16 protein-coding genes are annotated in these 26,470 nt (G+C 60.5%); 5 read left to right on the top strand and 11 right to left on the bottom strand.

Annotation, left to right across the window (positions count from 1 at the left end):
* The first annotated feature begins 24 nt into the window (after positions 1 to 24).
* The 4 genes from AC4PS6_RS14455 to AC4PS6_RS14440 all read left to right on the top strand — a co-directional run bounded on the left by AC4PS6_RS14455 (position 25) and on the right by AC4PS6_RS14440 (position 4,551).
* Positions 25 to 2,187, top strand: coding sequence for a PA5441 family protein (locus tag AC4PS6_RS14455; RefSeq protein ID WP_336827197.1), 2,163 nt, complete (start codon positions 25 to 27; stop codon positions 2,185 to 2,187).
* Positions 2,184 to 2,888: a DUF3142 domain-containing protein gene (locus AC4PS6_RS14450; RefSeq protein ID WP_038448399.1), complete on the top strand. Its 705-nt coding sequence runs from the start codon at positions 2,184 to 2,186 to the stop codon at positions 2,886 to 2,888. Before AC4PS6_RS14455 ends, AC4PS6_RS14450 begins: the two co-directional genes overlap by 4 nt.
* Before the next feature lie 105 nt (positions 2,889 to 2,993).
* Positions 2,994 to 3,353, top strand: a complete 360-nt coding sequence (locus AC4PS6_RS14445; RefSeq protein WP_014716379.1) for a helix-turn-helix domain-containing protein — start codon at positions 2,994 to 2,996, stop codon at positions 3,351 to 3,353.
* Positions 3,331 to 4,551: a type II toxin-antitoxin system HipA family toxin gene (locus tag AC4PS6_RS14440; protein WP_492180866.1), complete on the top strand. Its 1,221-nt coding sequence runs from the start codon at positions 3,331 to 3,333 to the stop codon at positions 4,549 to 4,551. The genes AC4PS6_RS14445 and AC4PS6_RS14440 overlap by 23 nt, the downstream gene beginning before the upstream one ends.
* A gap of 62 nt (positions 4,552 to 4,613) precedes the next feature.
* Here AC4PS6_RS14440 and AC4PS6_RS14435 read toward each other — a convergent pair whose 3' ends face one another.
* The 11 genes from AC4PS6_RS14435 to AC4PS6_RS14385 form a co-directional block, all read right to left on the bottom strand.
* A complete protein-coding gene (locus AC4PS6_RS14435) occupies positions 4,614 to 7,067 on the bottom strand; it encodes a TonB-dependent siderophore receptor (RefSeq protein ID WP_103452126.1) in 2,454 nt (817 codons plus the stop codon).
* 92 nt (positions 7,068 to 7,159) lie between these two features.
* Positions 7,160 to 8,110: a FecR domain-containing protein gene (locus AC4PS6_RS14430; RefSeq protein WP_014716376.1), complete on the bottom strand. Its 951-nt coding sequence runs from the start codon at positions 8,108 to 8,110 to the stop codon at positions 7,160 to 7,162.
* Positions 8,107 to 8,616 carry a sigma-70 family RNA polymerase sigma factor gene (locus AC4PS6_RS14425; RefSeq protein ID WP_019819531.1) on the bottom strand — a complete coding sequence of 170 codons (510 nt, stop codon included), beginning with the start codon at positions 8,614 to 8,616 and terminating at the stop codon, positions 8,107 to 8,109. The genes AC4PS6_RS14430 and AC4PS6_RS14425 overlap by 4 nt, the downstream gene beginning before the upstream one ends.
* Positions 8,617 to 8,690: 74 nt before the next feature.
* Positions 8,691 to 10,136, bottom strand: coding sequence for an efflux transporter outer membrane subunit (locus AC4PS6_RS14420; RefSeq protein WP_014716374.1), 1,446 nt, complete (start codon positions 10,134 to 10,136; stop codon positions 8,691 to 8,693).
* Complete coding sequence (locus tag AC4PS6_RS14415) at positions 10,133 to 11,191, bottom strand: HlyD family secretion protein (protein ID WP_014716373.1); 1,059 nt, start codon at positions 11,189 to 11,191, stop codon at positions 10,133 to 10,135. Before AC4PS6_RS14415 ends, AC4PS6_RS14420 begins: the two co-directional genes overlap by 4 nt.
* Before the next feature lie 15 nt (positions 11,192 to 11,206).
* Positions 11,207 to 12,742, bottom strand: coding sequence for an MFS transporter (locus AC4PS6_RS14410; protein ID WP_336827195.1), 1,536 nt, complete (start codon positions 12,740 to 12,742; stop codon positions 11,207 to 11,209).
* Between the two features lie 226 nt (positions 12,743 to 12,968).
* On the bottom strand, positions 12,969 to 13,889 hold the full coding sequence (locus AC4PS6_RS14405; RefSeq protein WP_003187445.1) for a LysR family transcriptional regulator: 921 nt from the start codon (positions 13,887 to 13,889) through the stop codon (positions 12,969 to 12,971).
* A 60-nt stretch (positions 13,890 to 13,949) separates the two neighbouring features.
* The gene (locus AC4PS6_RS14400) at positions 13,950 to 14,822 is read right to left on the bottom strand and encodes a TauD/TfdA dioxygenase family protein (protein ID WP_014716370.1); all 873 of its coding nucleotides are present in this window, start codon (positions 14,820 to 14,822) and stop codon (positions 13,950 to 13,952) included.
* A gap of 215 nt (positions 14,823 to 15,037) precedes the next feature.
* Positions 15,038 to 16,402: an HlyD family type I secretion periplasmic adaptor subunit gene (locus tag AC4PS6_RS14395; protein WP_014716369.1), complete on the bottom strand. Its 1,365-nt coding sequence runs from the start codon at positions 16,400 to 16,402 to the stop codon at positions 15,038 to 15,040.
* Positions 16,392 to 18,548, bottom strand: a complete 2,157-nt coding sequence (locus AC4PS6_RS14390) for a type I secretion system permease/ATPase (protein WP_019819525.1) — start codon at positions 18,546 to 18,548, stop codon at positions 16,392 to 16,394. Before AC4PS6_RS14390 ends, AC4PS6_RS14395 begins: the two co-directional genes overlap by 11 nt.
* 40 nt (positions 18,549 to 18,588) lie before the next feature.
* Positions 18,589 to 19,944 carry a TolC family outer membrane protein gene (locus tag AC4PS6_RS14385; protein ID WP_014716368.1) on the bottom strand — a complete coding sequence of 452 codons (1,356 nt, stop codon included), beginning with the start codon at positions 19,942 to 19,944 and terminating at the stop codon, positions 18,589 to 18,591.
* A 336-nt stretch (positions 19,945 to 20,280) separates the two neighbouring features.
* On the opposite strand from AC4PS6_RS14385, the gene AC4PS6_RS14380 reads away from it, so the two are divergent.
* Positions 20,281 to 26,470 (top strand): retention module-containing protein (locus AC4PS6_RS14380; protein ID WP_492180865.1); only part of this gene is annotated, 6,190 nt, incomplete at its 3' end.

Raw genomic sequence — 26,470 nt, 5'->3', positions numbered from 1 at the left:
AGGACTCAGGATCAAGGAAACGTTATGCGCATCGGTTTGCTGTCACCTCTGGCCCTGGCCCTGTTGGCCGGTTTTTCCCTACCGGCCCAGGCCAGCTCTGACGACTCGTGTTACCCCGATTGGCGGGTATCGCGTGACAGCTACGAGCCGTGCAGCAACCAGCCGTTTCTCAGCCCTGGCAACGACAGCCGGGTGAACCTGCGCCTGTTGCTGGCCGACAAAAAAGCTGCGCCCCTGGCTCCGAATGCCTTGGGCGAAGACGATTTGGCGCAAGGCTTTGGCCCGGTGCCGTTTCCGGTGTACCGCCTGGTGCCGGTTCCGGCCACGAATGAGGAGCCTGACAACAAGGCTGACGATTCACGCACAGCCGAACTCGACACGCTGCTCCAGCCCCTGGGCATCAAGCGCGAGGAGTACAAGACCGCAGGCCAGGCCTTCCTGAATGGCGAAGGCAGCCGTTGCCGCAGCAATGACGATGACAGCGCCACGGCGTTTATCAGCCAGGTGATCAAGGCCCAGATGCCGCCCGCCGAGCGCGATGTGTTGGTAAAAGCACGCCTGCAGCTGCTGACCACCTGTGACTGGAGCCGCCAGGTCGTGGACGCGCAGTTGACCCCCTCGGCCAACGCCCAGTTGTTTCGCACCTATTTGCAGGCCGCCGGCGACTTCTACAGCGGGCGCTTCGATTACGCCGAGCGCGGGTTCGCCGCCGCCGCCACCAGCGATGTGCCGTGGCTGAAGGAAACGGCGCTGTACATGACTGCGCGTACTTCACTGAATCAGGCCCAGGCCGAAGCCTTCGACGAATACGGCATGCCGCAACGCGAGCATGTGGATAAGTCGGCCTTGAGCGATGCCGAAGAAGGTTTTCTCAGTTACCTGAAACATTATCCACAGGGCGATTACGTTGCATCGGCCCGTGGCCTGTTGCGCCGTGTGCACTGGCTGGCGAACGACGACGCCAGGCTTGCCGAAGACTTCACTTGGCAGTTCACCGAGGCCACTGAGGCCCAGCGCAATGTGAGCGTGGACGAACTGGTGGAAGAGGCCGACCTCAAGTTGCTGATGGTCGGCAATAAAGCGGCGAACAGCCCGATGCTGCAAGTGGTCAGCGACCTGATGGCGATGCGCGCCCACACCCCGCCGCTGTTGAGCCGTGAAGACCTGGATAAGCAAAAGAGCACCTTCGCCAGTGAGCCGGCGCTTTTTGACTTCCTGCAAGCCAGCTATGCCCTGTACGTCGAACACCAACCCGACGCGGCCTTGAAGCACCTGCCGGCGGATGTGCCGTCGAGCCTGGATTACTTCGCCTTCAGCCAACAGACCCTGCGCGCCCTGGCTCTGGAAGCCAAGCAGGACTGGAAGGCCGCCGAAGCCCTGTGGCTGCAACTGCTGCCGCTGGCCAAGCAACCGCTGCAACGTGACCAGCTCGAGCTGGCATTGGCCATGAACTACGAGCGCAGCGGCCAATTGGCCAAGGTGTTCGCCGCCGACTCACCGATCAGCGCCAAGCAAGTGCGCTACATCCTGCTGCGTAACGTCGCAGGCCCCGACCTGCTGCGCCAGCAGATCGCCAACGCAAGCGACCCGACCGAGCGTCAGAGCGCGCAATTCGTGCTCCTCTACAAAGACCTGCTGCGCGGCCAGTACGCCACCTTCGCCGATGACCTCAAGCAGGCCTCGTTCTCTGACGACAAACTCGGCACCAGCCTGGGCTACACCTATACCAGTGGCCAGACCTTGAAGCTGTTCCAATGGAACGGAGACAAGGCCGAATCCGGCTACGCCTGCCCAAGCATCGCGCAAATCGCGGCGACCTTGCAGAACGAGGCCAAAAACCCGCATGCGTTGAACTGCTTCGGTGAGTTCATCCTGCGCAACGGCCTGGACGGCATGCCGTTGGAACAACCCCGCGCCGCCGGCAGCCTGGGCAGTACCGCCTCGGACTTCAAGGGTGAAACCTTCTCGCGCCTGGACGGCTACAAACAGGTGATCGCCAACGCCAAGGCGCCGAAAACCGACAAGGCTTATGCGCTGTTCCGCGCCATCAACTGCTACGCGCCGGCCGGCTACAACAGCTGCGGCGGCGAAGACGTGGCGCCGGCGGTGCGCAAAGCCTGGTTCCGCCAACTCAAGAGCGGTTTTGCCGATACCCAGTGGGGCAAATCGCTGCAGTACTACTGGTGAAGCCGCTGTGGCTGGGCTTGCTGTTGCTGGCAAGCCCGGCTTTTGGTGCCGTGGACGCCCGCGACTATGACGCCTTTTGGCTGTGGAGTGGCGTCGAGCCTCAGCCGGTGATCAAGCAGGCAAAAACCTTGTACATCCTGCAAGGCCAGATCAACTCCACTCGTCGCGCGCCCCAGCGCGGCGTGCAATTGATCGCCCAGGGCATGAGCGTGCCGCGTATTACTCAAGGCCACGTCTGGGTGGTGTACCGCGCCCACACCTTGCGCTGGCCGGAACGGGTCTACACCCAGGTGCTGGGCCAGGTGCAACGCTGGCGTGACGCCGGCAACCCGGTGATCGGCATCCAGATCGACTTCGACGCCCGCACCCAATATCTGCACGAATACGCCGATTTTCTGCGCGACCTGCGCCAGCGCCTGCCTGCCGACCTGCGGTTGAGCATCACCGGCCTGATGGACTGGAGCAGCAACGCCGACCCGGCCGCTATCGCCCAACTCAAGGGCGTGGTGGATGAAGTGGTGGTGCAGACGTATCAAGGGCGTCACAGCATCCCTGACTATGCCGCGTATTTGCCGCGGATGAATCGGCTGGGCGTGCCGTTCAAGATTGGCTTGATTCAGGGCGGGGAGTGGCAAGAGCCGGGGTATCTGGGGGCCGATGAGTGGTTTCGGGGGTATGTGGTGTTTTTGCAAAACCTTTGATTCTTCCAACCCTGCAAAAAGCCGGCCTCGAGCCGGTTTTTTGCAGGTGGCCTTAGAGGCTTGGATGATATAAGTTACCTTTATTGCTTTAAAGGGTGATATATCATGCAAGAAACAGCGAAGCCCTACCCGCACAAAGGGTACATCTCTGAGAGAAGCGCTGAGCTGATGAGAGGTATCGGGAACGGTATCGAAATAGCCCGCATTCGTCGCCGGTTGAAAATTTCCACCATATGCAGCCGCGCGGGCATTACGCGGCAGACGTATCAGCGGCTGAGGCAGGGCGAGGCCGGCGTATCCCTCGGCGTGCTGATGAATGTGCTTAGCGCGATGGACTTGGAAGAAGGTATGGCGAGCATTGCGTCACCAGAACTTGACCAGGTTGGGATTACCATGAGCCTCGCCCGTGAGCCTGAGCGCATTCGCACTGAAGGAGAACACGATGTCCTGGAAGCCGATTGGTAATGCCTTTGTTTTTTCAGCTCACTTAGTCGGTGACCCGGTCCCTGTTGGCGAAGTGGCCATGCATGGGAATGGATTCGTTTTTCGCTACGCCAACAGTTGGCTCGCGCGGCCCGACGCATTTGCGATTGACCCGCTGAGTTTGCCACTGACCCCTAACCAGTATTCCTCGACGCGCATGTTTGGTGTGCTCGACGACGCAACGCCCGACAATTGGGGCCGGCGTGTTCTGCTGGCGACCCACAAACAGCATCCACAAAACGAAGTTGAATGGCTGCTTGCATCGCGGGGAGCAGGAGTGGGTTGCCTGCTGTTCAGTGCGTCAAGAAGCCAGCTGCCAACCCTGCACCACCCCCCGCAATTCGAAGACCTTGAGAAAATCATGGTGGGCCTTGATCGAGTCGAGAAAGGTGACGTCGACCTGCCCGTGGAAATCGCACGGTTATTCGAGTTTGGGAGTTCCATGGGCGGCGCCAGGCCGAAGGTCACCGTGACTCATGAAGGTAAGGAATGGATTGCTAAACTCGGCCGTAGCGACGATGTGTTCGATCAGCCACGGGCGGAATTCGCCAGCCTTCAAATGGCGGATGCAGCAGGTCTACCCGCAGCCGGGCACAAGTTGGTAGAGGTCGCCGGCAAACCGGTCTTGATGGTCGAGCGTTTTGATCGACATGAAGGCGCTGGTCGCGAGCACTATGTCAGCTGCAACTCTTTGGTAAGCACGCAGAAGCCAAGAATGCGGGTTGATGCAGCTGACGGTTCCGTTTCCTATTCCAGGATCGCCGACGTGTTGAAGAAGGTCTGCGACGATGCCACCTTTGACATGCGCGAGCTTTACAAGCGTATGGCCTTCAACGTGCTCATCGGCAATAGCGACGACCACCTGAAACAAACCGGGCTGCTGCTGACCAGCGCCTCGGGCTATTCCCTTGCGCCAGTATTTGACGTGTTGCCCCACCCTACCCAACTAGGCTTGCAGGCGCTCATCATCGGCAATGAAGGCCGGGTATCGTCTGTCAGTAATTTGCTGAGTACGCCTGAACGCTTTGGGTTGGGGGCGGATGAAGCAAGGTCCATCGTCACGGATATGTATGCCGTCGTGCGAGAAGCCTCCGGCTTTTTCGAAGCGGCAGGCTGTAGCGGTGCCGAGGTACGCATGCTTTCCAATGTGTGTACACGATTTGCAGCGGACCTGGTGTAGGGCGGCAACAGAGCGCACCCTTGAAGGGTGCGCGCCGCAGCAAATATCACCTAAACGCTAAGTTACCAATCGTACGTCAGGCTCGACACCACCGTGCGTCCTTCCCCGTAGTAGCAATCCAAATCACTGGTGCACTGCGAGACGTAGGTCTTGTTGCTGAGGTTCTGCACGTTCATCGCCAGTTTCACGCCCTTGAGCTTGAGCGGCGAGGCGCCCAGGTCGTAGCTCAGGCTTGCATCGTAGACGCTGTAGGACGGCACATTAAAAGCGCCTTCGTAGTCGTCGCCCAGGCTTTGACGGGCATAACGCACGCCCAAGCCCGCGCCCAACCCTGCCAAGGGCGTGTCGCCGAGCACGGTGTAGTTGACCCACATCGAGGCGGTGAGTGGGGAGATGCCGGCCGGGTGGCGACCTTGGCGGCCATCGTTGTCCTTGGTGTATTTGACGTCATTGCGCGCAGCCGAGGCGACCACGTCCCAGGCATCGCTCAAGACGGCCTTGGCTTCCAGTTCAACACCTCGCGAGCGCAGGGCGCCGCTTTGGGTGCTGAAGGTGGTATCCACCGGGTTGGTGGTCAGCACGTTTTCCTGGTCCAGTTGGTACACAGAAGCCTGGATGAAGCTCTTCTGGCCCGGTGGCTGGAACTTCACGCCGACTTCGTACTGTTTGCCGGTGGAGGGTTCGAAGGGTTTTCGGTTCGCATCAGTGCCGGCCAGCGGCAGGAAGGATTCCGAATAGCTGACGAAGGGCGACAAGCCGTTATCGAACAGGTACACCAGGCCCGCACGGCCGGTGAACGCCTGGTCTTTGCTGGCAAAGCGGGTGTCCTGTATCGGCTCCTTGTTCACCACATTCGCCCAGTCATAGCGGCCACCGAGTACCAGTACCCATTTATCCAATTTGATCTGGTCCTGCAGATACAGGCCGGTCTGGGTGATGGTGCGATCCCAGCGGTACGGTTGGCCGAAGTTCAAGGGCTGGCCGTACACCGGTTTGAACAGGTCAATGATCGGCGGGTTGCGGTCGTACAGGCCATGGAACTGCGAGTTGGAATGGTAGTAGTCCAGGCCAACGATGAAGGTGTGGGACAGCGCGCCCGTGTCAAATTCGGCCTGGGCGATACTGTCCACGCCGAACACTTTGTTGGTCTGCGACCAGTCCACGCCGAAGCGTTGCAGGTAACGCTGGTCTTGCACGCCGGTGTTTGGGTTGGCGACGAAACGGTAGCCGTGCAAGGGCGCGGTGTAGCGGTCGTCGACCTCGGCGTAACGGGCGTTTTGCTTAAGGGTCCAGATGTCGTTGAGGCGATGGGAAACTTCGTAACCCAGCACGTATTGCTCGCGGTTGTACTGGTTGACGCCCGGCTCGCCGATAAACACATCGCGCTTGATCTTGCCGTTGGGGTTGTCCCACAGCGTGCCGGACGCCGGCAGGCCTTGGGCTTCGGGCACGCCTTTATCTTTCTGGTATTGGGCGAACAGGGTCAGGCTGGTGTCGTCGTTGGGGCGCCAGGTGAGGCTGGGGGCGATGAACTGGCGCTTGTTTTCGACGTAATTGATTTCGTCTTGCGCGTCATTCGCCAGGCCGGTCAGGCGGTAGAGAAACTGGCCCTCCTCGTCCAGCGGGCCGCTCAGGTCGATGGCCGCGCTTTTGTGTTCGTAGGTACCGGCTTCCAGTACCACTTGGTGTATCGGGGTTTCGCTGGGGCGCTTGCTGACCATATTGACGATGCCGCCCGGCTGGTTCTGGCCGTAAAGCACTGACGCCGGGCCTTTGAGCACTTCGATGCGTTCCAGGGAATACGGCTCGATCTGCAACGCACCGCCTGTGCTGCCGCCGCCGTAGGGCAAGTGCAAGCCGTCAAGATACAACGGCGTAGGCGAGAAGCCGCGTGACGTCGGCTCATCGAACAATTTGACCCGGTCGGCAAAACCGCCGGCGCTCATGCCTGGGGTGTAGAGCAACGCCTGGGTGACACTCTGGGCGCCGCGTGCCTTGATCTCGGCGGCGGTGATCACGTTGATGGTCTGGGGGATTTCCACCAGCGCCGAGTCAGTCTTGCTGCCCGAGGCGCTGCGCTTGGCGACAATACCGTCCACCGGACCCCAGGCGCTTTCCTGCGCCTGCCGGCCGCTGATCTGGGTCGCGCCCAACTGCAAGGCTCCGTCGCCGGAAAGGGCCTGCAACGACCAACCGCCCTGGGACTGCACAGCCGCCAAACCGCTGCCCGCCAGCAAGCGCTGCAACCCCGACCCTACGCCATAACGCCCTTTCAAGCCGGCGCTGCGCTTGCCGTCGGTGAGCGAAGCGTCAACCGACAGCAGGATGCCTGAGGCACTGGCGAAACGGTTCAACGCCTGGTCGAGGCTGCCCGCAGGGATGTCATAGCTGCGCAGCGCTTCGGTGCTTTCTTCGGCTTGAACCATGCTCGGCAGTACAGGAGCCGTTGCCAGCAGGCCGGCAAACAGGCCACGACGCAGCGCGCGGGCCAAAGGTTGGATTGGGTGGTGCGACATGGCAGGACTCCCCGTGAGAACGCTTCTTGATTGGCTTTCAAGAGGTATCCCGAACGGGCCGCAAAAACCGACAAGCCCTGTACAAAGTATTTTCAGATCCGCGCCTTGATCGTTACCCAATAACGGGTCACCGCCTGCACGTGCACGGGCAACGAACGCTCCAAGGCGGCCAGGATCGCGTCGGTGTCGTTCAGCGGGAACACGCCGGTCAACAGCAGGTTCGACACCGCCTGATCACAGCGCAACAGGCCCGGGCGGTAGCGACTCAGTTGCGCCACGAACTCACCCAACGGCTGACGTTCGGCAACCAGACGATGCTCGGTCCAACTGCTGGCATTGGCGCTCACTGCCGGCAACGCGGTGCTTTGACGCGCGTTGAACCACAGGCTGTCCCCTGCCTGCATATGCACCGGCGCACCCTGCAACGGCGTGACCCGCAGGCAACCTTCATACAAATCCACACGGCTGCCGTCGGGCAATTCACGTACCGCAAAGCGCGTGCCCAACGCCTGTACATCACCGGCAGGCGTTTCGACGATCAGCGGGCGCGAGGCATCGTGGCCGCTGGTCAGCAAGACCTCGCCTCGGATCAGCCGAATACGTCGTTCGGTAGCGCTGAAACGCAGGTCTACGGCGCTGTCACTGTTGAGGTCCAGTTGCGTGCCGTCGCTCAAGGTCATATGGCGAATTTCGCCCGTGGCGGTACGCAGCTCTGCAAAGGCCGCTCGCCAGGGTTCGCTGCGTTGCACCAGGTAGCCGCTGCCACCGGCCACCAACAGCAGGCCGAGCAGTTTGAGCGCGGCCCGACGTTGGGTATCCGGGGTGTCGCGCAATACCGCGCGAGCGCTGTCGGCAGGTACACCGCCCAGGGTGTGTTGCAGCTGCTGCAAGCGCTGCCAGGCGCGGCGGTGTTCCGGGTCAGCGGCCTGCCAGCGGGCAAACGCCTGGCGCTGCTCGCCCTTGAGCTCGCCGCCCCATTGCAGCATCAACCACTCGCTGGCTTGCTCGACAATCGCGGGGGCGATGGGCGCGTCGTGCTTCATTCTTCGTACACCACCTGGTAGCAGGCGACGATGGCGCGGGTCATGTACTTCTGCACCGAGCTGACGGTGACGCCCAGGCGTTCGGCGATTTGCGCATAGCTCAAGCCTTCGAACTGCGAAAGTAAAAACGCACGGCGTACATTGTCGGGCATGCGGTCGAGCATGGCGTCGATCTGCATCAGGGTTTCGAGGATCAGCGCGCGGGTTTCCAGGGAAGGCGACTCGGGCTCGGGCAGGTGCGCGATGCTTTCCAGGTACGCACGTTCGATGCGCAGGCGGCGCCATTGGTCGATCACCAGGTTACGGGCGATCTGCGCCAAATAGCTGCGGCTTTCCTTGTCACCCGGGAAACGCCCGGCCACCAGCAGGCGCAGGAAGGTGTCCTGCGCCACATCGGCGGCCTGCTCACGGTCGCCCAGGCGCTTGCGCAACCAGCCTTGCAGCCAGCCGTGATGGTCGCGGTACAGGATGTGAAGCTGTTGCTGGCCGTCAGTCGCGATGCCCATGAAAAGCTCAGAAGTGTTATTGAGAGCAATTATCATTACATCTTATTTGACGACTGACAAAAACTCTTTCTCACTCAGCGCCCAGCGGCCTGCAACGGATACACCGACTCCCACCCTCCTCCCAACGCTTTGTACAGCCCGACCATGGCCAATGACACGCCGGTGGAGCTCTCCACCCACTGTTCCTGAGTCGCCAACAACGCACTCTGCACGGTGAGTACGTTGACGAAATCCGCCACGCCTTCGACGTACTGGTGTTGGGCGGTGGTCAGCGCAATTTGGTTCTGGCGCACGGCTTCCGCGAGGCTGTCGCGGCGCAGTTGGCTGGCGTTGTAGCGGGTCAGTTGGTCGTCGATTTCATGCCAGGCACGCAGCACGGTTTGCTGGTAGGCCAGGGCCGCTTCCTGTTGCTGGGCTTCGCGTAAATCCACCATGCCTTGCAGGCGCCCGCCGTTGAACAGCGGCAGGCTCAACTGCGGGCCGAAGGCAAAGGCACGGGAACCCCAGGAGCCGAAATCCGAGAGCTGCATGGCTTGGGAGCCGAGGCTGCCAGACAGGGTGATGCGCGGGTAGAAGTCGCCCTTGGCCACGCCGATGCTGGCAGTGGCAGCGTGCAGGCGGGCTTCGGCTTGGCGGATGTCGGGGCGACGCTCGGCGAGTTCCGATGGCAGGCCGATCGCGACCTGGCGTTGGGTTTGCGGCACGGGAGCGTCTTTGGACAACTGCGCGTGCAAGGCCTGCGGCGGCTCGCCCATCAGCAGGCTAAGGGCGTTGATCAATTGGTCCTGGCGCTGTTGTAAATCCGGCAGGCGCGCTTCGATAGCCGCGACCTGGGCGGCGGCTTCGGCCACATCCAGGTCGGTGGCCACGCCGTCGGCCAACCGCAATTGCGAGAGCTTGAGGCTGTGGCGCGCAACATCAAGGTTTTGCTCGGTGACGGCACGGGTGTTTTGGACGCCGCGCAGTTGGATATAGTCCTGGGCAGTCTCGGCCAGCACCGATAACAACACGGCGCGACGGTCGTTTTCGGCAACTTCCAGCGTGGCGTCGGCTGCTTCGGTTTCACGCTTGACCCGGCCCCAGAAATCCAGCTCCCAAGAGGCCGAGAAGCCCATGTCCCATTGGTTGAAGGCTGCGCGGCCATTCTCGCCGGAGGGGTCGTTCAAGCCTTTGCCACTGTTACGTTTGCGCTGGTAGCCGCCGCCCGCATCGACATTCGGGTAGCGCTCGGCGGTGGTTACCTGACGTACCGCGCGGCTCTGTTGCAGGCGGCTGCTGGCCAACTTCAGGTCGAGGTTATCGCTGAGGGCGCGGCGTGTCAGGGCTGAGAGCTGCGCGTCGTGGAACACGTCCCACCAGCGCTCCTGCAAGGGATCGCTGACGGCACGGCTGGCAGCTTGTCGGCCCTGAGGTTCGCTCCATTGATTGATCTGCGGGCTCTCGGGCCGCTGGAAGTCGGGACCGACCGTGCAGGCACTCAGGGTGATCAGGCTCAAGGTGAGCCAGGCAACGTGTTTCATTGCTGGGCCACCTCACGCTGCTGCTCGACGGGCCGGGTATCGACGCTGGCTTCTACCGACATGCCCACGCGCAGGCGCTCAGTCAATGGCTGGTTCGGCTCAAGCACGATCTTCACTGGAATACGCTGCACCACCTTGGTGAAGTTGCCGGTGGCGTTGTCGGGTTTGACCGAGGCGAAGGTCACTCCCGTGGCTGGCGCAAGGCTTTCCAGATGGCCTTTGAGCAGTTCGCCGTCAAGGCTGTCGACGCTGACTTGCACCGCTTGCCCCGCGTGCATATGCGACAGTTGGGTCTCTTGGAAATTGGCCACCACATAGGCTTCAGAAAGCGGCACGACCGCAAGGATCTTGCTGCCCGGTGTCACGTAGGCGCCGACCCGCACCGCACGCTCACCGACCATGCCATCCACCGGTGCGACAATGCGCGTGTAAGACAGCTGATAACTGGCCATTTCCAGCGCGGCCTGGGCGCGTTTGAGTCCACCTTCGGCGGCGTCACGCTGGGCGGTGAGGATTTCCACCTGCTTGCGTTCGGCGGCCAGCACGGCGGTGGATTTAGCCAGGCGCGCAGTAGCCTGGTCGATGCGCGTCTTGGCTTGCTGGGCGTTCTGCACGGTGCCCGCACCGACGCCGGCAAGGTGGTTGTAGCGGTTCAGTTCGTGTTCGGCAAAGGCCACTTCGGCGCGATCTGCTGCCACGGTGGCCTGGGCCTGGGCGATCACCGAGCTTTGGCGCTCCAGGGTCGCGCTGGCGTTTTTCAGCTGGGCCTGGGCGACCAGGGTGTCGGCATCGGCGGCCTGGGCGGCGGCGCGAAAATCGCGGTCGTCGATCAACGCCAGCAGTTGCCCGGCTTTGACACGCTGGTTGTCTTCCACCAGCACTTCCTTGATGAAGCCGGCAACGCGGGGAGCGACCAGGGTGAAATCCGCCGCGACGAAGGCGTCGTTGGTGGTCTGGTGCTTGCTGCCCAGTACGCCCGGCGCAACCAGGTAAACCAGCACACCGACGGCAAATACGGCGATAACGGAGACGGCAATTTTATCTTTGCGTTTCATGGAAAGTCCTTGTGGTCAGGCCGGAGCGCGAGGCGGAAAGATCCGCGTGGGCATCCAGAAAATCAGCAGGATCAACGCCACCGCGACACCGGCCATGACGACGTAAAGATCCGAAGAGGTCAGCACCACGGTCTGCTCGTGCAAGCGGTGGGCGAGGCCCGGCGCGTCAGCGTCGGCAAGGGGCGAATTGCCCAGGCGGTCTACTAACATGGTTGAATGGAAATGCCCGCGCTGGGTGGTCAATGTATCCAGCACCGCAGTGGCGATCACAGCGGCCAGGCCCTTGACGGTGTTGAACCAGGCCGAGGCAAACGGCCCTTCGATGGGTTGGATACTGCCGGTGGACAGCATCAGCAGCGGCAGCACGGCCATGGGCTGACCGAAAATCTGCAGCAGGTACCAGCCATAAAAGTCGTCACGAATCCACGCCGAGGTCAGGTGGGAACTGCCGAGGCAGCACAGCACCAACATACTCAGGCCAATGCCCAGCACCCAGCGGCAATCGACCCAGCGCAGGTTGCACAGCGCCGCCACCAGCGGCAGCGCGATCAACTGCGGCAACGCCATCAGCAGCATCACCGGTGCGGTCTGCAGCGGCCGGTAGCCCTGAACCTGAGCGAGGAAACTGGACGGGATGATGATCACCGAGGTCAGCACCATCAGCACGCCGGCCAGCACGATCAAGGCAAACGCCAGGTTGCGCAGGCCGAGCATCTGCAAGTTGAAGAAGGGCAGTGGCTGTGACCATTCGTTGAGCATGAACAGCGCCAGCAACACTGTGCCGCCACACAGCAGGAAGGTAATCAGGCCCGACTCGAACCAGTCCAGGCGATTGCCTTGCAACAGGCCGATCACCAGCATGCAAATCGCCGGGAAGCCCAACAGCAAACCACGCCAGTTGAACTGCTTGAAGCGCTCCAGGCGCAGTGGGTCTTGTGGCAAACCGTAGGCCACGGCCGCCATGGTCAGCAGGCACGGCGCGACGATCTGCCAGAACGCCCACTGCCAGCCGACGTATTCGGTCCACAACGCCGCCAGCGGCGTGCCCAGGCTGGGGCCGAAGGTGGCGGTCAGTGCGTAACCGGCCAAGCCATACAGCTTGACGTTGGCCGGCAGGAAACGCAGTGCCACGGTCATCAGCATCGGCGGCAGCGCGCCACCGGCCAGACCTTGCACGGTACGCAGCAGCAGCAGGCTTTCGTAGTTGGGTGCGAACGGGCAGAGGATGCCCAGCACGGTGAACAAGCCGATGGCGCACAGCGTGAAACGGCGCAGGGAAAACGTCACCGAACACCACGGCGCAAACGCCATGGCTGCCACGGAAGTGGCGGTGTAGGCGGCGACCAGCCAGGTGCCTTCATCAAAGCCGATGTATAGCGCACCACGGATATCGGCGAGGGCGACCTTGGTGACCATTTCGTTGAGACCGGAGACCAGTACCGCCAGCAATACGCCGAGCAAGCCGATGATGATGCGCGGGCCGAATACGGGTGGGCTCAGAGCCGTAGGTTTGGCTGCGGCCTGGAGGACGGGGGCAGCGAGGGACGTCATGAACAGGTAACTCGGAATAAGAAATACCCGAGCAGTTTAATCAGGCACTCTCATGACAAAAAGTTACTTGTTAGCAGGTTATAAGTGCGTCAGACGCAACTTTGAACATCAACACTGAACCCTGTGGGAGCTGGCTTGCCTGCGATTGCGGCCTGACAGATGAAAATGTGTTGTCTGACGCGCCGCTATCGCAGGCAAGCCAGCTCCCACATTGATTGCGTTCGCTTTATACCGGCTGGGCTTCTAGCCAGGTGGCATGACAGCTCTCGCGCATGGTTTCGCGCAGCCACTTATGGGCCGGGTCTTTGTCGAAGCGTGGGTGCCAGGATTGGGCCAGAACCAGGGTTTGCAGTGGAATCGGCAAGGCAAATGCGCGCAGTGGCAGGTTCAGACGCTTGGCGCTCAGGAGGGCTTCCTTGGGTACCGGCAACAGCAGGTCGGAATCGGGCAGCATGAACATCGCACCGTGAAAGCCTGGGGCGATCATGGCCACCCGGCGCTCCAGGCCCTGAGCATTCAACGCAGTATCGATGGGCCCACGGGCGATGCCGCGCCGGGAGATGCTGATGTGGGAGTAGCTGGCAAAGCGTGCCGCCGTGATTTCTTCGTCGAACAACGGGTGGTCTTGCCGCGCCAGACCGACAAAGGTGGTGGAGAACAGGTTCTGCACCTTCACTTCCGGGCTGGCCGGCATGGTGTTGCTCACCCGCAAGTCCAACCGCCCTTCGCGCAGGGCTTCATCGTCAGTGTCGCCTTCGGGCACAAAGCGCAGCTCACACAACGGCGCCACACGCTCCATGGTGTCGAACAGTCGCCCGCCATACACGCCGATGAAAAAGTCATTGGCACGCACGCTGAAACGACGGCGCAAGGTGCTCAAATCGACTTGGTCCGCCGAACGGAACAACAACGCAGCCTGCTCCACCACATTGCGCACCTGGCCTTGCAGCTCAAGCGCCTTGGGCGTCGGCACCAGGCCACGGCCGGCACGTACCAGGATCGGGTCACCGACCGCTTCGCGAATACGCGTGAGGGTGCGGCTCATGGCGGCCGGGCTGAGGTTCATCCGCCGCGCGGCGCCCACCACGCTGCCCTCGTCGAGCAACGCGTCGAGGGCGACCAGCAGGTTCATGTCCGGTAGTTGCATGCCAAGCACTCGTGGTTCGTTGGGAGTGAACTGGGCGCAATCCTAGCAGGCTTTATCGGGTTAGAAAGGCGCGTCACCCTGAATGGTGGTGCGGAACAATTTGCGCCGCAGGTGGCTTGGGCACCCGGCGGCCAGGTGGATCAGCGAGCGGTTGTCCCAGAACACCAGGTCGTGGGGCTGCCACTGGTGGCGGTAGATGTTTTCCGGCAGCACGCTATGGGCGTAGAGCTGGGCCAGCAGGTCACGGCTTTCATCATCGGGCAGGCCGACGATACGGGTGGTGAAGCCCTCGCTGACGAACAGCGCCTTGCGGCCGTTTTCCGGGTGGGTGCGCACCACCGGATGCACCACTTCGGCAACCTGGGCGAGCTGTTCCGGGGTGAGGGTTGGGCGCCAGTTGCCTTCGAATTTGGTTTCGCTGTAGCGCGCCGTGTAGGAATGCGCGGCGCTGCGGCCTTCGACGGCGTTGCGCAGGTGGCCTGGCAAGTGCTCCCAGGCTTTGTGCATATCGGCGAACAGAGTGTCGCCGCCTTCAGATGGCAGTTCCTGGGCATGCAGCATCGAACCCAGGCTGGGCAGTTCTTTGTATGACAGGTCCGAATGCCAGAACTTGCCCGCATCCCCCAGGCCGATGGATTGGCCATTCTCGATGATATTGGAGACGATCAGGATCTCGGGGTGGTTGGCCAACAGGAACTGTTTGAGCACATGGATCTGCAACACGCCGAAACGGCGGCTGAAGGCGATCTGTTGTTCGGGGGTGATGCGTTGGTCGCGGAACACGATGACGTGATGGTCCAAGTGTGCGCGGTGGATGCGGGCGAAGTCCTGCTCGTTGACTGGACGGGATAAGTCCAGGCCGATGATCTCGGCGCCGACGCTGCCGGGGAACGGGTGGATGTCGAAGCTTTGGAGGGCGGTGGTGGCAGACATTTGATTCATTCCCGGCGGACAGGGGAGTGAATTTATAGGCATAAGGATGGAAGCTTAAATACCGTTAGCGCATATGGATATGGCGTTTGGTTTGAGCTGTAGCGTGATGCTGACGACCTCATCGGGGGCAAGCCCCCTCCCACATTTTGATTTGTGAACCCATTCAAATGTGGGAGCTGGCTTGCCTGCGATGAGGTCGGTACAGGCGCTGAAGATCAACGCTCGTGCAACGCCTCGGCCCGCGCCTTGATGATCGGTTTTAGCAGATAGCTGAGGATGCTTTTCTTGCCGGTGATGATATCCACCGAAGCAACCATGCCGGGGATGATCAGCAGCGGCTTCTCATCGGTACCCAAGTGGCTGCGGTCGGTGCGCAGAGTGATCATGTAGTAGGTGGTCTTCTTGTCTTCATCAGTGATGGTGTCGGCGCCGATGCGTTCGAGCTTGGCCTTCAGGCCACCGTAGACCGTGTAGTCGTAAGCGGTGAACTTGACCACCGCTTCCTGCCCTGGGTGCAGGAAGGCGATGTCTTGCGGGCGGATCTTGGCTTCCACCAGCAGGGTGTCGTCCAGCGGCACGATTTCGACCATGTCGCTGCCCGGCTGGATCACACCGCCAACGGTGTTGACCAGCAACTGCTTGACGATCCCGCGCACGGGCGAGGTGACCAGGGTGCGGCTGACCCGGTCTTCCAGCGCGCGGCCGGTGGACTCGGCCTTGTTCAGTTCAGTACGGGCTTCGTTGAGTTGGGTCAGGGCTTCGCTGCGGAATTTGCCGCGGGTTTCATCGATCTTGCGTTGCACTTCCTTGATCGCCGATTCAGCACGCGGGATCGCCAGAGTGGTAGCGTCCAACTGTCCGCGGGTTTCCATTTCGGCGCGCTTGAGGCGCAGCACTTCTACCGGCGACACCGCGCCCTGGGCCACCAGCGGCTCGGACATGTTGATTTCCTGGCGTTGCAGGGACAACTGGCTGCGGTATTGGCCCTGCTTGGAAGTGAACTCGCGCAGTTCCTGTTGGCGCTGTACCAGTTGTTCCTGCAAACCGCCCACTTCATCCTTCAACTGTTGACGGCGGCTTTCATACAAGGAGCGCTCGTTGGCGGCCTGGCTCGGCGCGGCCTTTAACACCTCGTCAGGGATGTTCAGCGGACGGTCATCCACCTGCGCGCTCAAACGCTCGACGCGCAGTTGCATGGCCAGGCGCAGGGCTTCGGTTTCCCCGGCGTTGGAGACAAACCGCGTGTCGTCGAGACGAATCAACGGCGCGCCGGCCTCTACGATCTGGCCTTCCTTGACGTACAACTCGGCGACGATACCGCCTTCCAGGTTCTGGATTTTCTGCAACTTGGACGACGGAATCGCCTTGCCGTCGCCACGGGTCACTTCGTCTATCTGGGAGAAACCGGCCCACACCACCAGGAATACAAAGAACGCGATGATCGCCCAGATGGTCAGGCGGATGACCCGTGGCGCATCTTCGATCAGCGCCTTGTTGACCTCGGGCAGCGGCTGGCCCTGCAGCGAATCGGAGCCTTTGAAGTAGCGGCCGACCGCACTCTTGATGGAGTTAAGCAACACTGATCTGCCCCTTCTTCAACGCTTCCATGACCACGGCTTTCGGGCCGTCCGCGAGAATCTGCCCACGGTCGACCACCAGCAGGCGGTCGACCAGAGAGAGCAGTGAGGCTCGGTGCGTAACCAGCACCACGGTCTTGTTTTGCACCACGGCTTGCAGGCGTTGCTTCAAGCGTTCTTCACCGGTGTTGTCCATGGCGCTGGTGGGTTCGTCCAGCAGCAGCATGGGCGGGTTGAGCAGCAGCGCACGGGCCAGGGCAACGTTCTGGCGCTGGCCGCCGGACAGGTTCTGCCCACGCTCGCCGACTTGCAGTTCGTAGCCTTGGGGATGCAGACGGGCAAATTCGTGCACGCCGGCCAGTTCGGCAGCTTGCAAAACCATTTCATCCTCGACGTAGCGCGCACCGCTGACCAGGTTGTCACGCAGGGTGCCGGCCAGCAATTGAATATCTTGGGCGACATAGCCGATGTTGTGGCGCAGCTCGCTCACGTCGATCTGGCGCACGTCCACGCCGTCCACCAGCAAGGAGCCGGAGTCGGGTTGGTAAAGGCCGACGATCAACTTGGCCAGGGAGCTTTTGCCCGAGCCGCTGCGGCCGATGATGCCGATTTTCTCCCCTGGCTTGATCACCAGGTTGATGTTCTTCAGCGCCAGGTTCTGCTGGTTCGGGTAAGTGAAGTTCAGGCCCCGGCACTCGATGGCGCCTTGCAGGGTGCGACGGCTCATGGGGCGCTCTTCGAAGTTGCGCTCCTGGGGCAGCTCCATCATCTGGTCCACCGAGGTCATGGTGACCTTGGCTTGCTGGTAGCGCGTCAGCAGGCCCGACAGCGAGGCCAACGGGCTCAAGGCGCGGCCACTGAGCATGTAGCAGGCAATCAGGCCGCCCATGCTGAGGTTGCCGTCGATGATCTGGTACACGCCGAACACGATCATGATCACGCCGGCCAGTTGCTGGATCAGCAGGGTCATGTTCATCGACAGGCCCGACAGCAACTTCACCCGCAGCTCAAGCCGGCTAAGGGTGCCGATGGTCTGCTCCCAGCCATACTGGCGCTCGCTTTCGGCATTGTTGACCTTGACCGCATCGAGCCCGGCGAGGGTTTCGATCAGGCTCGACTGGCGCTCGGCGGCCAGCGCCATCGTGCGTTCCATGGTCGCGACCAGGGGCTTCTGCAAGGCGTAGCCGATGCCCAGGGCGAGCGGGAACGCCAACACTGGAATCCACACCAGGTGCCCGCCGAGAATGGCGATGACCAGGAAGATCAGCAGCGTAAACGGCAGGTCGATCAGGCTGGTGAGGGTCAGCGACGCGAGGAAGTCGCGCAGGCTTTGAAACTCGTGGATGTTCTGCGCGAAGCTGCCGACCCGCGCCGGGCGGTATTTCATGGACATGCCGACGATGCGCTCGAACAGCGTGGCCGAGATGATCAGGTCGGTTTTTTTACCGGCCAGGTCCAGGCACAGGCTGCGCAGGCTCTTGAGGATCAGGTCGAACAGGTAGGCACCACAGATACCCACGGCCAGCACCCACAGGGTGGCGGTGGCCTGGTTCGGCACGACGCGGTCGTACACGTTCATCACGAACAGCGGCGCGGCCATGGCGATGATGTTGATCAGGAAGCTGGCGGCGATGGCGTCGGTGTAGAGCCAGCGTGAACGCATGAGGGTGTCACGGAACCACGAGCGTGCCCGCGGAATCAGGCTGCCGTGGTTGACGTCGAACTTGTGCTGCGGTTGTGCAAAGAAGACTTTGCCGATGTAGTCGTCGGCCAGTGCTTCGCGCTTGATCAGCACTTCACCGCCGTCGCTTTCGCTGAGCAGGATCCGCGCTTGATCTTCGCCCTCCCAGCCCACCAGCACGGTACTGCGACCGTCCTTGAGCAACAGCAGCGCCGGCAGTGCAATGGTCGGGATCTGTTCCAGCTTGCGTTGCAGCAGCCGGCCTTGCAACCCGGCCCGCGCAGCGGCACGCGATAGCAACTCGGCACTCAACCGTTGCGAAGGCAGCGGCAGGCCGGTGGTGAGCATGGCCGCACTGGCCGGTTTTTGATGCAGGGCGCAGAGCGCCAACAACCCGTCGAGTAACGGGTCGTCGTGCAGTGCGCGTGGATCATGACTGAGATGAACTCGACTGACTTCAGGTTCCACGCGGGCACTCTCGACTAACAGATGGGGCTATTGGGGTGGCTCAATTCATCCCAGGCAGTTGGACTTTAGGTTTCACGTCGTTCTGCACGACGGAGGCCATTGGTGCAACCACTCCCTGGCTCTTGAGCAATTCGCCCATGGTCGCCTTGATTCGGTACTGAGTAAATAACTGAATGTTCTTGATTTCTTCCAGGCGGCGGGAAGCGGTGAACAATTCATTTTCGCTGTCGAGCAAATCCAACAGGGTACGTTGACCAAGGCTGAACTGTTGCTGGTAGGACGTACGTACGCGAGTGCTGTGATCCACGTACTGCTGGGCAACCGGCAATTGCGCGTTGGCGTTGTTCAGGGCGTTCCAAGCCAAGCCTAGCTCTTCATTGAGTTGGCGCAAGGCGTTGTTGCGAATGTCCAACGCCTGGTTGGCCTGGTAGGACTTCGATTGCAGGTCGGCCTTGTTGCTGCCACCGGCGAACAGGTTGAAGCGCATGCGCACCATGGCTTCCCAGCCATTGCTGTGGTTGGGGTCACCGGAGACGTTGTTGTCGGCGTTGGTGCCCAGCTCAGCGTCAAAGCGTGGGTAGAAGGTGGATTTGGCGGCGTCGTACTGCTTCTCGGCGGCAGAGATATCCGACTCGGCCGAACGCAGTACCGGGCTGTTGTCGAGCATCTGGCGACGGGCTTCATTCAGGTCTGCCGGCAGCATGGCCATGAACGGGGCCGGACGCTCGAGTTCGTCGGGCATCTGGCCGACGGCGCTGAGGTAGTTGACCTGCGCATCGGCCAGGTTGGTCTGCTCGGTGATCAAGTTGTTACGGGCCTGGGCCAGGCGGGCTTCAGCCTGGTCCTGGTCGGCACCGTTGCCGACGCCGCGCTCGGTGCGCAACTTGATCTGGTCGTAGATGCGCTCGTGGTTGCGCAGGTTGTCTTCGGCCAGGCGTACGAACTCACGGCGGGTCAATACTTCCAGGTAAACCTGGGCAACGGTCAGCGCAGTGCGCTCGGAAGTCCCCAGCAAGGAGTAAGCGCGGGAATTAACGTTGGCTTGTTGACGCCCGACTTCGCTGGAGGTAGCAAAACCGTCAAAAATCATTTGCTGCAGGCGCAGGCTGGATTCGCCGCGATTGAGCGTGTCCCAGTGATTGCCGCCAGGGTTGTTGGCGCGGGTGGTGGCGTTGTCGGTTCCTTGGCGGCCGTATCCGGCGTTCAGATCGACACGCGGCAGGTAGCCACCTTGTGCGGCGCGCAATTGGTAATCGGCGGCGATGCGGCTGTTAACACCCGCCTGGATTTCCGGGTGTACATCCAATGCCTGTTGCATGGCTTGGGGCAGTGTCTGGGCTTGTACGAAACTGGCGGCGAGAGCGAACGGTATTGCCTTGAACAGGTGCAGACGCATTTAAAATTTCCCCAAGACTTCTTGTCTTAAATCACAGCGATTAGCACCGCTGCGTCGGATAATGGCTACCGTAATGACCGTACGTCGGAAAGTTCGAAAAGCGGAACTGCTTCACACATGTAGGACGGTTCGCCGCATAAATATCAATGTGACATTACTAGGGCGATTGTTTAGGATGACGCCCATAAGGTCAATAGTTTGGCACAAACTAGATAGCTAAAAAATCCAGCCAAATATTTGACGTCAATGCATTTATAGACTACGCCCCCAGATTGGCAGCGCTAATAGCGCGCTGCGAAATGGATTTGTCGAAACGGATCGCCGGAGAAAATTTTAATGAGCAGTGTTGTTGCCACCGTCAAAAGCATTGTTGGTCAAGTTTTCGTAATTTCTCCGGAAGGTGCCCGTCGCGTCCTTGTAGAAGGTGATCGTCTGTTTGCCGGCGACCAGATCGACACCGGTCTGTCGGGCGCCGTGAGCCTGGAACTGGCCGACGGTCGCATCCTGGACCTGGGCCGGGACACCCAGTGGAGCGCCGATATGCCGGACTCCACCGCCGACCTGGCAGCGGCCAGCGAGCAAGCCGCACCCTCGGTGGCCGAGCTGCAACAAGCCATCGCCGCCGGCGCCGACCCGACCACCGACCTGGAAGCCACTGCCGCCGGCGCAAACGCTGCCGGTAATGGTGCTGCCGGGGGCGGCCACAGCTTCGTGGTGCTGGACGCGACCGCCGGCCGTGTAGACCCGACCATCGGCTTCCCCACCGCACCCATCGGCCAAGGCACTTCGGCACTCAACGCCCTGAGCGGAGCACCAGGCTCGGCAGACTCGGGTAACCAAGTGCTGCAGCCTTCGACCCTGACCCTGAGCGCGACGCCGACCATCACCGAAGCGGGCGGCGTGCTGACCTACACCGCTACCGTGACCCGGCCATCCACCAGTGACCTGACCGTCACCTTGACCAATGGCGCGGTGATTACCATCCCGTCGGGCCAGTTGACCGGCACCGTCAATGTGCCCTTGGCCCCCAATGACAGCCCGTACATCGACCCGGGCCAGATAAGCGTCGGCGTTACCGGTACCACCGGCGGCGGCAACCTGGTATTGACCATCGACCCTAACCCGGCCGTGACGCAGATCACCGACACCATCGACACCACCACCGTCACCCTGACCGCTGGTTCGACCGTGACCGAAGGCGGCCAGATCACCTACACCGCCACCCTGACCAATCCAGCGCAGACCCCGGTGAACGTCACCTTGAGCAATGGCTCGGTGATCACCATCAAGGCTGGTGAGTCGACAGGCACTGTTGTCGTTGATACGCCGGCTAACGATGTCTACAACAACGGTTCGACGATCAGCACCACGATCACGGGCGCAACGGGCGGTAACTTCGAGAATCTGGTACCGAATACCACGCCTGCGGTCACGACCATTACCGATTCGATCGATGCCACCACCGTCACCCTGACCGCAGGTTCGACCGTGACTGAAGGCGGCCAGATCACCTATACCGCCACGCTGACCAACCCGGCGCAAACGCCGGTGAACGTCACTTTGAGCAATGGCTCGGTGATCACCATCAAGGCTGGTGAGTCGACGGGTAGCGTTGTGGTTGATACGCCAGCTAACGACGTCTACAACAATGGCTCGACCGTCAGCACCACGATCACGGGCGCAACGGGCGGTAACTTCGAGAATCTGGTACCGAATACCACGCCTGCGGTCACGACCATTACCGATTCGATCGATGCCACCACCGTCACCCTGACCGCAGGTTCGACCGTGACTGAAGGCGGCCAGATCACCTATACCGCCACGCTGACCAACCCGGCGCAAACGCCGGTGAACGTCACTTTGAGCAATGGCTCGGTGATCACCATCAAGGCCGGCGAATCGACAGGCAGCGTTGTCGTTGATACGCCGGCTAATGACGTCTACGTCAACGGCAGCACCGTCAGTACGACGATTACGAGTACGACTGGCGGCAATTTCGAGAGCCTGGTGCCGAGCACCACGCCAGCGATTACCACCATTACCGATTCGATCGACACCACCACTGTGACGCTGACAGCGCCAACCGAGGCGAACGAAGGTGGGCAGGTTACGTATACCGCCACGCTTTCCAACAAAGCTGGCACAGATGTCACGCTGAAGTTGGATAACGGTTCGTCGATCACCATCAAGGCTGGCGAGACCGTTGGCACCGTAACTGTCCCTGCGCCTAGCGATGATGTGTTCATCGACAAAAGCACGCAGACCGTCCAGATCACTGAGACCTCTGGCGGCAACTTCGAGAAATTGGAAGTTGCAGGCAATGGCGCAACCACCACGATCAACGACACCCTCGACAAAGTTGATGTGGTGCTGACGGCAACTCCTACCGTTGGTGAAGGCGGCAATATCGTCTACACCGCTAGCCTTGTGGATAAGAACGGCGCGCCGGTGACTAACATCACCAACCCGTTGACCGTCACTTTGGATAACGGTCAGACCATTACCATCGGTGTTAACCAATCCAGCGGCACCGTTACTACCGTGGCGCCAGACGATATTTATAAAGGCGATCAGACCGTCACTGCTGCTATCAAGGGTGTGACCGGCGGCGAGCATTTCGAGAACTTGGTTCCTGGTACTACCCCGGTTAATACCACCGTTACGGATACACCAGGCACCGATAACACCACTACCGTGACACTGACCGCTCCGACCGAGGCGAACGAAGGTGGTCAGATCACCTACACCGCGACCTTGAGCAACAAGGCCGGTACCGACGTCACCTTGAAGCTGGATAACGGCTCTTCGATCACTATCAAAGCTGGCGAAACCGTTGGCACCGTAACCGTGCCGGCGCCTACCGATGACGTGTTCATCGACAAGAGCACCCAGACTGTCCAAATCACCGAAACCACCGGCGGCAACTTCGAAAAACTCGAAGTGGCAGGCAGCGGCGCAACCACCACCATCAACGACACCATCGACAAAGTCGATGTGGTTCTGACGGCCACCAACACTGTTGGCGAAGGCGGCAACATCGTCTACACCGCTAGCCTTGTGGATAAAAACGGTGCGCCGGTGACTAACATCACCAACCCGTTGACCGTCACCTTGGATAACGGCCAGACCATCACCATTGGCGTAAACCAATCGAGCGGTAGCGTTTCGGTTCTGGCTCCTGATGATGTGTATAAGGGCGACCAGACCGTCACTACTGCTATCAAAGGCGTAACCGGCGGCGAACACTTTGAAAATCTGGTCCCAGGTACCGATAACGTCACCACAACTGTGACTGATACACCGGGTACCGATAACACCACTACCGTGACGCTGACGGCTCCAACCGAGGCGAGCGAAGGTGGTCAGATTACGTACACCGCGACCTTGAGCAACAAGGCCGGTACTGACGTCACCTTGAAGCTGGATAACGGCTCGTCGATCACGATCAAGGCTGGCGACACTGTTGGCACCGTAACCGTGCCTGCCCCTACCGATGACGTGTTTATCGATAAGAGCACTCAGACCGTCAAGATCACCGAAACCACTGGCGGCAATTTCGAAAAACTCGAAGTTGCGGGCAACGGTGCGACCACCACGATCAACGACACGATCGACAAAGTTGATGTGGTCCTGACCGCCACTACCACCGTTGGCGAAGGCGGCAATATCGTTTACACCGCCAGCCTTGTGGATAAGAACGGCGTACCAGTGACTAACATCACCAATCCGCTGACCGTCACCCTCGATAACGGCAAGACCATCACCATCGGCGTAAACCAATCGAGCGGTTCCATTACCACCGTAGCGCCAGACGATGTGTACAAAGGCGACCAGACCGTCACTACCGCCATCAAAGGCGTGACCGGCGGCGAGCATTTTGAAAATCTGGTTCCAGGTACTACCCCGGTTAACACGACCGTTACCGATACACCCGGTACCGACAACACCACTACCGTGACCTTGACCGCTCCGGCCGAAGCGAATGAGGGTGGACAGATTACGTACACCGCCACGCTTTCCAATAAAGCGGGCACTGACGTCACGCTGAAGTTGGACAACGGCTCGTCGATTACCATCAAGGCTGGCGACACGGTTGGCACTGTGACCGTGCCCGCTCCTAGCGATGACGTGTTCATCGATAAGAGCACTCAGACCGTCAAGATCACCGACGCTTCCGGCGGCAACTTCGAAAAACTCGAAGTAGCAGGCAACGGCGCAACCACCACGATCAACGACACCATCGACAAGGTCGATGTGGTCCTGACGGCCACCACCACCGTTGGTGAAGGCGGCAACATCGTCTACACCGCTAGCCTTGTGGATAAAAACGGTGCGCCGGTGACTAACATCACCAACCCGTTGACCGTCACCTTGGATAACGGCCAGACCATCACCATCGGCGTAAACCAGACTAGCGGTAGCGTTTCGGTTCTGGCTCCTGATGATGTCTATAAAGGCGATCAAACCGTCACCACCGCTATCAAGGGTGTGACCGGCGGCGAGCATTTCGAGAATCTGGTCCCTGGCACTACCGCGGTGAACACCACCGTTACTGATACACCAGGCACCGATAACACCACTACCGTAACGCTGACAGCTCCGACGGAAGCGAATGAGGGTGGCCAGATCACCTACACCGCGACCTTGAGCAACAAGGCCGGCACCGACGTCACGCTGAAGCTGGATAACGGCTCGTCGATCACCATCAAAGCCGGCGAAACCGTCGGCACCGTAACTGTGCCGGCACCTACCGATGACGTGTTCATCGATAAGAGCACTCAGACCGTCAAGATCACCGACGCTTCCGGCGGCAACTTCGAAAAACTCGAAGTAGCAGGCAACGGCGCAACCACCACGATCAACGACACCATCGACAAGGTCGATGTGGTCCTGACGGCCACCACCACCGTTGGTGAAGGCGGCAACATCGTCTACACCGCTAGCCTTGTGGATAAAAACGGTGCGCCGGTGACTAACATCACCAACCCGTTGACCGTCACCTTGGACAATGGCGAGACCATCACCATTGGTGTGAATCAGTCGAGCGGTAGCGTTTCGGTTCTTGCTCCTGATGACGTGTACAAGGGCGACCAAACTGTCACCACCGCCATCAAAGGCGTAACCGGCGGCGAGCATTTCGAGAACCTGGTGCCGGGCACTACCGCGGTGAACACCATCGTTACGGACACCCCGGGTACCGACAACACCACTACTGTGACGCTGACAGCGCCAAGTGCCGTTAACGAAGGTGGGCAGATCACGTACACCGCCACGCTTTCCAACAAAGCGGGCACTGACGTAACGCTGAAACTCGACAACGGTTCTTCGATCACCATCAAGGCTGGCGACACTGTTGGCACTGTGACCGTGCCCGCCCCGACCGATGACGTGTTTATCGATAAGAGCAGCCAGACCGTTCAGATCACCGAGACCACTGGCGGTAACTTCGAAAAACTGGAAGTTGCAGGCAACGGCGCCACCACCACGATCAACGACACCATCGACAAAGTCGATGTGGTCCTGACCGCCACTACCACCGTTGGCGAAGGCGGCAACATCGTCTACACCGCCAGCCTTGTGGATAAAAACGGCGCACCGGTGACTAACATCACCAACCCGCTGACCGTAACCTTGGACAATGGCGAGACCATCACCATTGGTGTGAATCAGTCGAGCGGTAGCGTTTCGGTTCTTGCTCCTGATGACGTGTACAAGGGCGACCAAACTGTCACCACCGCCATCAAAGGCGTAACCGGCGGCGAGCATTTCGAGAACCTGGTGCCGGGCACTACCGCGGTGAACACCATCGTTACGGACACCCCGGGTACCGACAACACCACTACTGTGACGCTGACAGCGCCAAGTGCCGTTAACGAAGGTGGGCAGATCACGTACACCGCCACGCTTTCCAACAAAGCGGGCACTGACGTAACGCTGAAACTCGACAACGGTTCTTCGATCACCATCAAGGCTGGCGACACTGTTGGCACTGTGACCGTGCCCGCCCCGACCGATGACGTGTTTATCGATAAGAGCAGCCAGACCGTTCAGATCACCGAGACCACTGGCGGTAACTTCGAAAAACTGGAAGTTGCAGGCAACGGCGCCACCACCACGATCAACGACACCATCGACAAAGTCGATGTGGTCCTGACCGCCACTACCACCGTCGGCGAAGGCGGCAATATCGTCTACACCGCCAGCCTTGTGGATAAGAACGGCGCACCGGTGACCAACATCACCAATCCGCTGACCGTCACCCTCGATAACGGCAAGACCATCACCATCGGTGTGAATCAGTCGAGTGGTTCTATCACCACTATCGCGCCAGACGATGTGTACAAAGGCGACCAGACTGTCACCACCGCCATCAAAGGCGTCACTGGCGGCGAGCACTTCGAAAACCTGGTCCCTGGCACTACCGCGGTGAACACCACCGTTACGGACACACCAGGTACCGACAACACCACGACTGTGACGCTGACAGCGCCTAACGCTGTTAACGAAGGTGGACAGATTACGTACA

Source organism: Pseudomonas sp. DW-iso17 (genome assembly GCF_058725345.1).
The sequence above is the reverse complement of the archived record's forward strand: the minus strand, read 5'-3'. Positions and strand labels throughout refer to the sequence as shown.